This window comes from Luteibacter sp. UNCMF331Sha3.1 (assembly GCF_900109915.1).
Lineage (GTDB): Bacteria > Pseudomonadota > Gammaproteobacteria > Xanthomonadales > Rhodanobacteraceae > Luteibacter.
In genome coordinates this window covers 1,092,780-1,105,071 of record NZ_FOBU01000002.1, presented here as the reverse complement: position 1 = coordinate 1,105,071, position 12,292 = coordinate 1,092,780, and the positions used below count along the sequence as shown (strand labels likewise).

The window sequence follows — 12,292 nt, the reverse complement described above, 5'->3', positions numbered from 1 at the left end:
CTTAGGCCGCCGGGGCCTGCTCGTGGAACTGCATGCGATGCAGGGCCGCGTACTGGCCGCCCTTGTCGAGCAGTTCACGATGCGTGCCGAGTTCGACGATGCGACCCTGATCCATCACGGCGATCTGGTCCGCATGCTCGATGGTGGAGAGGCGATGCGCGATGACGAGCGTGGTGCGATCGCGCATCAGGCGTGTGAGGGCATCCTGGATGAGCCGTTCGGACTCGGTATCGAGCGCGCTCGTGGCTTCGTCGAGGACGAGGATGGGCGCGTTTTTCAGGATCGCGCGTGCGATGGCGATGCGCTGGCGTTGTCCGCCCGAAAGCGAATTGCCGCCCTGCCCGATGCGCGTGTTCAGGCCTTCCGGCAACCGTTCGATGAACTCCATCGCGTTCGCGGCCTGCGCCGCGGCGACGATGTCGGCTTCCGATGCGCCGGCCATTTCGCCGTACGCGATATTGGCGGCGACCGTGTCGTCGAACAGCACCACGTGTTGCCCGACCCACGCGATCTGCCGGCGAAGCGACGGAAGCCGATACTGCGTGTAGTCGCGGCCGTCGAGAAGGATGCGGCCTTCCGTCGGCTCGTAGAACCGGGGCAGCAGGCTGACGAGGCTGGACTTGCCGCTGCCGGACCGGCCCACGAGCGCGGTGACGGTGCCGGGAGCGCAGACAAGGTCGACGCCGCGAAGCGCGACATGGTTGTTCCGCTCGTAAACGAGCTTGACGTCTTCGAAGCGGATGTCGCCCTTCGTACGAACGAGTTCTTCGGTGCCGTTATCGACTTCGGCCGGTTCGTCGATGATGGCGAAGAGGTCGTCCGCCGCGGTCACCCCCTTCTGCAGGCTCGCCTGGATACCCGCAAGCCGCTTGAGCGACGGGAGCATGGCGCCCATGGCGGTCAGTACCGACGTGAATACGCCAGGTGTCATGTTGTTCAGCACGTCGGGACGCGTGCCGAGGAACACGAGCGTGGCCAATGCGACCGCGCCGGTCGTCTGGATCGTGGCGCTGGACATCGCGCTCGTCGCCGACACCTTGAGGTTCAGATGGCGCTGACGCTCGGCCACGTCGCCGAAGCGCGTTTCTTCGCGCACCTGGCCGCCGTAGATGCGGACCTCGCGATTGGCGGCGACGGCTTCTTCCACCGCGCTCGTCACCGTGCCCATGTTGCCCTGGATGCGCTTGCTGATCTTGCGGTAACGACGGCTGATCACGGTGACGATCACCACGACGCACGGGACGAGTACCAGCAGGGCCATGGTGAGGTAAGCACTGTGATACAGCATCACGCACAGCATGCCGATGACCGTGAGGCCCTCGGTCACGGCCACTTTCAGCGAATCGGCCGAGGCCGAGGCCACCTGCTCGCTGGTATACGTAATGCGGGAGATCTGCTGGCCCGAAGGCTCACGCGCGAAGAACGTCGCCGGCAGCCGCAGGTAGGCGGCGAAGACATCGACGCGGATCGCCTGCACCACGTTGCGACCGACGTATGCGATGCCGTAATCCGTGCAGTACGACGCGACGCCGCGCACGAGGAAGATGCCGACGATCCAGATCGGCATCCAGAAGATCGTGTATGGATCCTTGTCGACGAACAGGTTGTCGATCAGCGGCTTGAGCATGCCGGTGAACACCGACAGGCAGATCGGGTCGACGATCATGCCCACGATGGCGACGTAGCCGGCCGTGCGGAAACGCTGCGTGTAACTCAGCAGGCGCTTGTAGGTCTGCCAGGTGCGGGCATCCCAGACCGAAACCTTCTGCGCGCTCACCGGGATGCCGCCACGTCGCCGGGAGTCGTGGCGATGGAGAGACGCGTGAACCCGAGCTGGCCGAGGGCGTCCATGGCACGCACCACGTTCTGGTGCGGGGTCATGGCGTCGGCGCGAATGACCACGAGCCGTCCGCGGTCCGGACCGGCGACACGCTCGATGGTGCTCTTCAGCGGCTCGATGCCCTCGCCGGCCACTTCGTCGCTACCCACCGAATAATGGCCATCGCGATCGACGACCAGCGTCAGCGCGTTGTCCGTGCCTTCGCGCGCTTCGGCGTCGGCCTTCGGCAGGTTCACCTTGAGCCGGGAGTGTTCGATGAACGTGGTGCTGAGCACGAAGAACATCAGCAGGGTGAGCAGCACGTCGATCAACGAGATCACGTTGATCTCGAAGTCGTCTTCGCGGCGGGAACCGATGCGCATGGATCAACCGGCCTGCGACGCGGCGGCTTCCGGCGCGGCGGTGCGACGGCGGGCGACCGGACGCGGTGCCGACAGGTCGTCGAGGAGCGCGGTCGCCTCCTTTTCCATCAGCACGATGTAGCCGCCGACCTTCGAACGGAAATAACGGTGCAGCACGTAGGCCGGGATCGACACGATCAGGCCGAACGCCGTGCAGATCAGGGCTTCGCCGATACCGCCGGCCATCTTGGTCGGATCGCCGATGCCGCCGGCCATGACGTTCATGAACATGCGGATCAGGCCGATGACGGTACCCAGCAGGCCGAGCAGCGGACCGATCAGCGCGATGGTGCCGAGGGTGCTGAGATAACGCTCCATGCGGTGCACGACATGGCGGCCGGTGTCTTCGATGCGCTCCTTGATCAGCTCGCGGGGACGGTCGCGGACCGCCAGCGCGCCGGCGAAGAGCTCGCCCAGCGGCGAGCCCTTCTCGAGGGCCGCGAGGTGCGCGGCGTCGAGCTTCGACGAGCGTGCCCACTCACGGACCTCGACACCCAGCCCCGGCGGCAGCACGGCCGCGCGGCGAAGCGCCCAGAAGCGTTCCAGCACGATGGCGAGCGCCGCCAGCGAACAGATGAGGATCGGCGCCAACGCCCAGCCGCCAGCCAGAAGGATCTCGAGCACGTGAACCCCGGAACCAGAAAAGTCAGTGCGGCATGATAGCAGGGCCAAGGACGCCGACTGAGGCGTCCTTGGCAGTCTTCACATGCCCTCCACGGTCCCGCGGTGCTGTCAGGGAGCCAGAAGCTCCAGCTCGGCCACGGCCGTGGCGCCCTTGCCTTCGAACACCAGACGGTACTGCGCGTACGCACCGGGGTGCGCGACGACGAAGCCCCGGGTCTGGCGATGCCATGGAAAGACCTCACCCTTGCGCTCGTCCAGCGTCGTCCACTGCTTGCCGTCGGTCGAGCCCTGGAGCGTCCACTGCGACGGTGCCGCGAGCGCGGCCGCCGACGTGATCGTGTACACCTTCGCAGTCGCGGCCTCCACCAAGCGGTAGGCGATCTCGGCCTTGCCTTCGGGCAGGGCGAACTCCGTCGACGAGTCGTTATCGGCCACGGCCGCCAGCTTCGCGTCCTTGCGGCCGCCGATCGTCACCGCGTCGGCACGGGTCAGATCGTGCAGCGGCGCGGGCTTTTCGCCTTCCGGCGTGATCGACGCCGGCAACGCGTCGGGACCCGTGCCCCACTTCGAGGGCGCGGGGCCCATCTCGAAGTCGAGCGTGGCGCCCTTCGCCAGTACCTCGTGCGGAAGGGTCAGCTTGTTCCACGGCTGGCCGTTCACCTTCAGCGACTGCACGTAGCGGTTCGTGTCGCTGACGCCGGGGGCGCGGATGTCGATGCGCGCGCCGCCTTCCAGGGTGAAGGTCAGATGCGGGAAGTGCGGCGCACCGATGACGTACTCGGGCGTGCCCATGCGCAACGGATAGAAGCCCGCGGCGCCGAAGAGGTACCACGCCGACATCTCGCCGTTGTCTTCGTCGCCGGGGTAGCCCTGACCGATCTCGCTGCCGACGTAGAGGCGCGACACCGCGTCGCGCAGCTTGTCCTGCGTCTTCCACGGCTGGCCGGCTTCGTCGTACATCCAGATGATGTGGTGCGACGGCTGATTCGAGTGGCCGTACTGGCCCATGCGGACGTCGCGGGCTTCGATCATCTCGTGGATCACGTCGCCGTAGTCGCCCACCTCGAACTTGCCCGGGGTGTTGAAAAGGCCGTCGAGCTTGGCGCCGAGTGCCTCGCGGCCGCCGTAGAGGCCGGCGAGACCCGCACCGTCCTGAGGCGCGTGGAAGGCCATGTTCCAGGCGTTCGTCTCGGTGTAGTCGCCGCCCCAGCGGATGGGGCTGAATTCCTTCGCGGTCCAGCGCCACTTGCCCGCCGGATCGCGGGCGACGAAGAAGCCGACTGCCGGATCGAAGAGGTTCGCGTACCCCAGCGCGCGCTCGCGGTACCAGATGGCGTCGTCGGCGTAGTTCTTGTAATCGCCGCCCGCCGACGCATCCTTCGACAGCGCCGCGGCGAGATTGCCGATGGCGAAATCGTTGATGTAACCATCCATCGACCACGACAGGCCTTCGCTGACCTTGTCGTCGGTGTAGCCGTTGAACAACGCGCGCTCGATGCCCTTGCGGCCGGCGCCCTTCACGTCGGTGCTGACGCTGGACGCGTTGCGGATCGCCGACTGGTAGAACGACGCGACGTCGAAATTGCGCACGCCCTTCAGCCATGCGTCCGAGAAGGCCACGTCCGAGCTGGTGCCGACCATCAGATCGGCGTAACCCGGCGACGACCAGCGGGCGATCCAGCCGCCGTCGCGGTACATCTGCACGAAGCCGTCGATCATCTGCCCGGCTTCCTTGGGCGTGAACAGCACGTACGCCGGCCACGCCGTGCGGTACGTATCCCAGAAGCCATTGTTGACGTACGGCTTGCCCTCGACGATGCGCGCTCCGGTGCGCGTGGGCGTGTTCTCGCCGACCGGCGCGGAGAACGGGCTGGCGTAGCTGTAGACAGGATGGTCCTTCGTGCCCGTGTTCTCGTAGGCGCTGTTCGGGTACAGGAAGAGGCGGTACAGGCTCGAGTACAGGATGGTGCGCTCGTCGCGGGTGGCGCCCTCGACGCTGACCATGCCGAGTCGGTCGTCCCACGCCTTGCGGGCGCGCTCGCGGACGCTGTCGAAGTCGTCCTTCGCGGCGATTTCTTGGGCGAGGTTCGCCTTGGCCTGATCCACGCCGATCAGCGACGTGGCGATGCGCATGGTCACGGTGCGGTCGCCCTTCTTCGACGTGTCGAAGCCGAACCACGCGGAGGCGGCGTCGCGCTTCTCGCCCGTAAGGCGGCCGCTATCGGCGACCGGCTTGTCGAACTCGGCGTAGAAATACATGCGCGTCGCGCCCGTGGAGAGTCGGCTCTTCACGTCGGACCAGCCCTGGATCGCGCGGTGCTCCGGGTCGAGCGTGACGGCGGCGCGGTCGTCGAGGTTGTCGAACACCAGCTGAGCGCGCTTGTCCGTGAACGTGAAACGGAACATCGCCGCGTGGTCGGTCGGCGCGATCTCGGTCACGATGCCGTTGTCGAAGCCGACGCGGTAGTAATCCGGGTGCGCCGTTTCGGCGTCGTGGCCGAACGACAGCGCGCGGGTTTCGCGCTTCAGCGGAGGCACGCCGGAAGCGACCTGCGCGGGCATGATCTGGAAGGTCTGTCGCTCGCCCATCCACGGGCTCGGCTCATGCGACAGGCCGAAGGCCTCGATGCGCGGGCGGTTGTCGGCGCCGTTGCGCTCCTGGTACTGGTAGATCCAGTTGGAGCCGGCGTTGGTGGTCGCCGTCCAGAAATTGAAGCCGTGCGGCATCGCCACGGCGGGGAAGTTGTTGCCGCGGGAGTAGTTCGCGTTGGCGTTCGAGCCACGGCGGGTGTCCACGTAGTCGGTCGGGTGCGTGCTTCGGGTGTCCTTGACGATGCCGATGCGCACGTCGTCCAGGTAACCCTCGAAATGCTTGCCCGAGGGCGCGTCGGCGACGAACTCGATCGACCGGACGCGGCGGCCCTTCGCGACCGCGCCGAGGTCGACGCTCACGTAGTTCCACTGGTCGGGATACAGCACGCGGCCCTCGCCCTGCCCCTTCGCCGTCGCCGGAACGCGATGCTGGTCGCGCGCGGTGGTGGTCGACAGGCGCGAGCCGTCGTCGAAGACGACATCCACGGCGGCGTAGTTGGCGGGATTGGTCAGGTCGTTCTTGTTGGAGCGCGGGAACACGAGCCACGAGAGGGTCGTGCCCTCTTCCACGGGCACGTCGGTGTCGAACAGGCGAGCCGCGGTGGCCGTGCCAGTCGCGGTGCCCGTGTAACGAAGCGAGTGCGTGCCGGTGAAGCCGACGTCGGCCTTGGCGGTCAGCACGGCCTCGGCGGGCGGGCCGCCCACCACGCGGAGGTCGAGACCACCCGTGGCCTTGGCCAGCAGCGCCGGATCGTTCGCCTCGAACGAACTGTCGAAACGCGCCGTTGCCGCCAGGACGCCCGAAGGCACCACGGCCGCCGCGATCGCCAGTGCCAGAACCGCCCTTCCCCAAGCCTGCTTCGATGCCGTCACGCGCTATCCCCTCGTTTGCGGAATCGGCATTTAAATCGTTCTAAATTTCGAATGTCAAATGCAGCGCAGCATTCCGGAGTCCGGCGTGACCATTGCTGCGCATTCCGTCACGTCCCGACGCATGCGGTAACGCACCGGATCATTCGCGCCAGTACCGCTCGACGGGCCGACGCCATTCGCGAACGACCGCCGGCGGCGCATCGGCTGGAAAATCGATGCGCGTCGCGCCGCTGCGACCGGTCGTGTAGACGTCGACGCCGATGTCGGCATGGCGGTCGACGACCGAGGGATGGGGATGGCCGAACCGGTTGCGCCAGCCCGCGGAAGCGACCGCGATCCGTGGCCGCACGGCGTCGAGCCATGGCGCGCCGGACGAGTGCCGACTGCCGTGGTGGGCCATCGTGGTCACCGTGGGCAACGCGGAGGCGAGATCCTCGCGACGCATGCGCCGCTCCGCCGCCGTGCCGATGTCGCCGGTCAATAGCAGCCGTCCGGCGGCGCCCTCGACGACCAGGACGCACGAGCGGTCGTTGCTTTTCGTGGTCTCGCCCGCCCGGACCGGCACGGAAAGGAACCGGAAGCGCACGCCGTCCCACGTCCACGACCGTTCGCGGGAACAATGACGGGCGCCGAGCCCGACGCGACCCGGTTCGCCCGAAAGGAGCGAGGCCGACGGATACCGCCGCATGATGGATGGCGCGCCACCCGCATGATCGCTGTCGCCATGGCTGACGACGAGGCGGTCCACCGGTCCGGCGCCCAGCGCGGCGACCGCGGGCAACACGATGCCGGCGCCGGCGTCGCCGCCGTTGGCGTACGCGGGGCCGGTGTCGTAGACGAGCGTGTGCGACCGCGTGCGAACGACGACGGCGAGCCCTTGCCCCACGTCCAGCACCCACGCGCGAAATGCGCCACCTCCGGGGTCGTCGCGCGGCGGCCATGCGAGCGGCAAAAACAGCAGGAGGCCGTAACCGCGCAAGGGCACGCCGCGCGGCATGAAGAGCCAGGCCGCGCCGAAGGTGGCAAGGAGCGTCGCGGGCAGTGCGCTGTCCGCCACACCGATGCGCGCGCCGGGCCAGCCCGCCATCGCCTCCAGGAGGCGCCACAGCCACGACAGCAGCCATGCGGCCGCCGCGAAAGGCATGTCCGCGAGTGCGGGCACGGCGTGCACGACGCAGCCCAGCAACGTCAGCGGGACCACGGCGAAGCTCACCAACGGGGCGGCGACCAGATTCGCCGCGAAGCCCACGAGCGACGCCGTGCCGAACAACCACAACGACAGCGGCAACAACGCGATCGTCATCGCCGCCTGCGCCCGCAGCAACTCGCCTGCCCAACCGCGCCACCCGCGCTCACGCGGCGCCACGCAAAGCATCAGGAAACCCACGCCGGCGAACGACAACCAGAATCCGGCCGAGAGCACGGACAGCGGATCGACCGCCAGCACCGCGAGCACGGCGAACGCGAGCAACGACATGCCGCCCGCGCGGCGGCGACCGAGCCCGGCGAGCACGACGATGGCCACCATCAACAGCGTGCGCACCGTAGGCAGGCTCATGCCCGCGACCAGTCCATAGGCCCCGGATACCGCGAGACCGGCCGCCGCCTGCGCCACTTGCCGCGGAAGCCGCAGCGCCAGCCACGGTAGCCACGCATAGAGCGCCCGTGCGAAGAGCACGCCACCACCCGCGGCCACGCCCACGTGAAACCCCGAGATCGCGATGAGGTGCGACACGCCCGTCGCCCGCGCGACGTCCCAGTCGGCGGCGTCGAGACCGCGCGTGTCCCCGACCGCCAGCGCCTTGAGCACGCGCGCGTCGCGCGCACCCACCGAGGCGTCGATCGCCGAAGCGATGCGTTCGCGAACGCCGTCGATGCACACTGGCGTGGCGAGCCGCGCATTCCGCGTCGAATCGCGGACATAGCCCGTCGCGACGATGCCTCGTTGCAGCGCTGTGCGCTCGGCATCCCCGCCCCCTGGATTGACCGTGCCGCGCGGGCGGCGAAGGCGCACGTTCAGACGCCAGCGCTCGCAAGCCCTCGGTGGCGATGCCGCGCGATACCAGGTCAGGCGAAGACGACCACCCGGGAGCGTCGACCCGGCGTCCGCGGACACGGGTGCGAAGACGAACGACGCATCCGCACCGATGCGCCGCGGCAGGTCGACCACGCGGCCTTCGACGACGATGTCCCTGCCCTCGTCGTCCGCCGGCAGCCGCGCGTCCATGGCCCACATCGCCCGACACGTCGTCCACACCGCGAACCACACGACGATGGCCGTGAGGCGCAGCGTCGGGCGTCGCGAGCGGACGCCGATGCCGAGGGACACAGACGCGGCGAGCACCAGGTAGTACCACGCCGGCAAGGCAGGCAGGGCCTGCACGACGACGCAACCGACGGTCGCGGCGATCGCACAGGAGACGAGTGAAAGCCTGAGTGGCGGCACGATTCCGGCGTCGACGTGAGGAACGTCGAGGCTACGATTCTCCGCCTTCCGCCGGGACCGCGCCGCGTCGTCAGCCCGTGCCGATTACATGTCGGCGCGCGATATCTCAGTCGGTGGTGCTGCGGAACCGGCTGCGATCCCGGCCCGCGCCGGACTGGCGCTGCGACGGTGTCGGCCGGGCACCGGCGGACGGCGGCGGACGATGGTCGCCGCCACGATTCCAGTTGCCGCCCTGCGCGCGGTCGCCGCCGCGGTTCCAGTTGCCGCCGCGCGGACGGTCGCCATCGCGCTGCCACTGGCGCGACGGCGGTCGATGGTCGTTCCGGTCGTTGTCGCGATCGCCACGATGCCAGCCGCCCGGCGGCGGTCGACGGTCGCCCTGCCAGTTGCCGGGACGCCGGTCGTGCCAATCGCCGCGCGGCGTGCCACGCCAGTTGCGATCGCGGTCATAACGCCGGCCGTCGTACCCGTCGTACCACACGGTACCGACCGAGAGACTGGTGTAGCCCGGACCGTAACCACCATAACCACCGTAATAGCCCGGCGCATAACCCGGCGACACGACAGTGGTCTCTTCGCCGTAGTAAGCGTCGCCGCCCGTGCCGTTGCGCACGTAGCCGTAACCCGGATCGTAATAACAGCCGGCCAGCGGCAGACAACCGGCCAGCACCAGCAACAGTGCACGCGCTCGACGCATGGGGGCGATCTCCGTGGGGACGACCCGGACACTGCGCCCGCCCGATTGAATGGCCGCTAAAAAAAGAGGGCCGCGCGTGGCGGCCCTCTTCTTTCATTCAGCTTTCGCGTCAGCCTTTGCTTTTCTGCTGGTCACCGCGTTCGTGCGACAGGTTCGGCAGATTCGCCTCCGGCGACGGCACCTTGGCGGTGGGATTCGTGCCGCTCACCGGACCGTTGTCGACGGAACCGGCCGCGTGCTGCTCGCCCGACGGCCACGACGGCGGCTGGCGATCACGTTCGCGCTTGGCGTCGAGCAACGCCTGGATGTGCGCGACGGCTTCTTCCTGGCTGATGTGCTGCACCGCTTCGTCGTTCGCCGCGGGCGCGGCGGGTGTCGCCCTGGGACGCGGCTTCGGCGTCGCGCGCGGCTTCGGCTTCGCTGCGAGCGGCGGCGCGCTCGTCACTGTCGCCGCCACCTTTCGCGGGGCCGGCTTGCGCGCGACGGGCCTGGTGTCGACCGTCCGCGTCGCGGCGACCTTGCGTGCCGGCGCCCTGGCGGCGGCCTTCCGTGGTGCGCTCGTGGCGGCGGTCTTGCGTGCGGGCGCCTTCGTCGCGGCGGCCTTGCGCGGCGCGGCTTTCTTCGCCACCACCTTCTTCGCGACGGCCTTGCGCGTCGCGGATGCCCGCGTCGGGCTCTTGCGTGCCGAGGTCTTTCCCGCCGTCACCTTGCGCGCGGACGACTTCTTCGCGGCGGACTTCTTCACGGCTGACTTCTTTGCCGTCGACTTCTTCGCCGTCGACTTCTTCACGACCGGCTTCCGCGCCGCGGTTTTCTTCACGGCGGCCTTTTTCGCCGTCTTCTTCGCGACCGACTTCTTCGCCACCGTCTTCTTCACGGCGACCTTGCGAGCAGTGCCTTTCTTCGCGGACGCCCGCTTCGCCGCCGGACGTGCGGCGCTCTTGCGGGTCGCCTTCGTGGCGGCGGTCTTCTTCGTGGCCGTCTTGCGTGCCGCGGACTTCTTCGCGGCGGACTTTCGGGTCGTAGCCATGCGTTCATTCCTCATGCGGTAGTAGGCGACGCGAACCACCCCACCCGGGAAGTCGCGTTCATGCCGGACGTCATCGAATCGACAGCTTTTCGTTCCGGACGGCACGCATGATGTAACAGCTGCGGCCCGAAGTCACATGCGGACGTTGCAGGGATTCAGTTTCCGCGTGCTCAGAACTGCGGCGAGGACAACGAAGCGAGGAAATTGCCTAGCACCGCGGGCCGCAGTGCGATGGTGACGAGCACGCCATAGAGCGCACCCCACAGATGCGCGCTGTGGTTGACGTTGTCGCCGCCGCGCTTGTCCATGTAGATCGAATACACCACGAAAAGCACGGCGTAGAGGATCGCCGGCATCGGGATGACGATGAGGTAGATGCGCGCCCACGGTGCCAGCAGGATGAAGGCGAAGAGGATGGCCGACACCGCGCCCGACGCGCCGAGGCTGCGATAGCCCGCGTTCCGGCGGTTGGCCAGGTAAGACGGCAGGATCGAGAACACCAGCGCGCCGATGTAGAACGTCAGGAAACCCAGCGGACCCATCGCGGCGGTGAAGAACTGCTCCATGATCCGGCCGGCGAAATACAGCGAGAACATGTTGAAGAACAGGTGCCCGCCGTCGGCATGCACCAGTCCATACGAGACCAGGCGGTAGTACTCGCGGCTGCGGGTGAGCGCCGGGGGCCAGAGGATGAGGTCGTCCAGCAGGCGCTGGTTACGGAAGGCGACGATCGAGACCACACAGGTCACGAGGATGATGAGCAGCGTGATCATGCGTTGAAACAGCGTCCTTATCGCTCTTGCCAGCGCGCATCTTGGCGGGATCGCGCGCCGATGTCGAATGCCGCACGGTCCTGCCCCGCCGGCCGCGGACGGCTATCATGGCGGTCTCCCCGCCCCGGTTCCCCCCGATGCCCCTCATCCGCTACAAGCAGCTCGACGTCTTCGCCGCCCGTCATGGTGGCGGCAACCCGCTCGGTGTCGTCATCGACGCCGACGGCTGGTCGGACGAGCGCATGCAACGCTTCGCCCACTGGACCAACCTCGTCGAGACCACCTTCCTGCTGCCGTCCAGAGCGGAAGGCGCCGATTACCGCGCGCGTATCTTCACGCCCACCAAGGAGATTCCGTTCGCCGGTCACCCGACCATCGGCAGCGCGCACGCGGCGCTCGACGCGGGCATGGTCCGCCCGGACGCCGCCGGTATCGTGTGGCAGGAATGCGGCGCCGGCGTGCTGCCGATCCGGGTCGAGGGAGACGGCACAGCGCGCGAGCTCTTCGTGCAGTCGCCCAAGGCGCGCATCGTGAGCGACGCATCGCGCGGCGGCGAGACGCTGTCCGCCGTGCTCTACGGCGTGAAGCCGGGCCTGCTGCCGCCGGCCTGCGTCGAGGGCGGGCGCCGCTGGTGGATCGCCGAATTCGCCGACGAGGCGGCCCTGCGCAGCTGGCAACCGGACCACGCGGCGATCCGCGCGCTCGCCATGGCCACGGATACCCTCGGGCTGTGCATCTTCGCGCGCTCCGCCGACGGTCTGGCGGTTCGCGCCTTCCCGGCCGGCGTCGGCATCGTCGAGGACCCCGCATCGGGCGCCGCCAACGGCCTGATCGCCGCCTACATCGCCCAGCGCGACACGAGCGGGACGCTCGCACGCGGCTACGTGGTGAGCCAGGGCCGGGAAGTCGGCCACGACGCGCGCATCATCATCCGCATCGACGGCGACGCCGTCTGGGTGGGCGGCCGCACCAACACGATCGTCGACGGCCACGTGGACTGGCAGGACGCCTGACGC

The 12,292-nt window shown here is 68.3% G+C and carries 9 protein-coding genes; 1 reads left to right on the top strand and 8 read right to left on the bottom strand.

Annotated elements, in window-relative coordinates; all coding sequences use genetic code 11:
* Nucleotide 1: 1 nt before the first annotated feature.
* From msbA to BMX32_RS13395, 8 genes are all read right to left on the bottom strand, one after another.
* Nucleotides 2-1,777 carry a lipid A export permease/ATP-binding protein MsbA gene (msbA, locus tag BMX32_RS13430; RefSeq protein ID WP_089979493.1) on the bottom strand — a complete coding sequence of 592 codons (1,776 nt, stop codon included), beginning with the start codon at nucleotides 1,775-1,777 and terminating at the stop codon, nucleotides 2-4.
* On the bottom strand, nucleotides 1,774-2,202 hold the full coding sequence (locus tag BMX32_RS13425) for an ExbD/TolR family protein (RefSeq protein ID WP_089979491.1): 429 nt from the start codon (nucleotides 2,200-2,202) through the stop codon (nucleotides 1,774-1,776). The genes msbA and BMX32_RS13425 overlap by 4 nt, the downstream gene beginning before the upstream one ends.
* Before the next feature lie 3 nt (nucleotides 2,203-2,205).
* Nucleotides 2,206-2,865, bottom strand: a complete 660-nt coding sequence (locus BMX32_RS13420) for a MotA/TolQ/ExbB proton channel family protein (protein WP_244511526.1) — start codon at nucleotides 2,863-2,865, stop codon at nucleotides 2,206-2,208.
* Between the two features lie 108 nt (nucleotides 2,866-2,973).
* Nucleotides 2,974-6,330, bottom strand: a complete 3,357-nt coding sequence (locus BMX32_RS13415) for a GH92 family glycosyl hydrolase (RefSeq protein ID WP_244511525.1) — start codon at nucleotides 6,328-6,330, stop codon at nucleotides 2,974-2,976.
* 139 nt (nucleotides 6,331-6,469) lie between these two features.
* On the bottom strand, nucleotides 6,470-8,776 hold the full coding sequence (locus tag BMX32_RS13410) for a DNA internalization-related competence protein ComEC/Rec2 (protein ID WP_170843654.1): 2,307 nt from the start codon (nucleotides 8,774-8,776) through the stop codon (nucleotides 6,470-6,472).
* A 106-nt stretch (nucleotides 8,777-8,882) separates the two neighbouring features.
* Nucleotides 8,883-9,473: a hypothetical protein gene (locus tag BMX32_RS13405; RefSeq protein WP_211664217.1), complete on the bottom strand. Its 591-nt coding sequence runs from the start codon at nucleotides 9,471-9,473 to the stop codon at nucleotides 8,883-8,885.
* 109 nt (nucleotides 9,474-9,582) lie between these two features.
* Nucleotides 9,583-10,503, bottom strand: a complete 921-nt coding sequence (locus BMX32_RS13400) for a histone H1-like repetitive region-containing protein (RefSeq protein ID WP_089979490.1) — start codon at nucleotides 10,501-10,503, stop codon at nucleotides 9,583-9,585.
* A gap of 170 nt (nucleotides 10,504-10,673) precedes the next feature.
* Complete coding sequence (locus tag BMX32_RS13395; protein ID WP_089979488.1) at nucleotides 10,674-11,276, bottom strand: rhomboid family intramembrane serine protease; 603 nt, start codon at nucleotides 11,274-11,276, stop codon at nucleotides 10,674-10,676.
* A 137-nt stretch (nucleotides 11,277-11,413) separates the two neighbouring features.
* Between BMX32_RS13395 and BMX32_RS13390 the strand changes: the two genes are divergently transcribed.
* Nucleotides 11,414-12,289, top strand: a complete 876-nt coding sequence (locus tag BMX32_RS13390; RefSeq protein ID WP_029214105.1) for a PhzF family phenazine biosynthesis protein — start codon at nucleotides 11,414-11,416, stop codon at nucleotides 12,287-12,289.
* The last annotated feature ends 3 nt before the right edge of the window (nucleotides 12,290-12,292 follow it).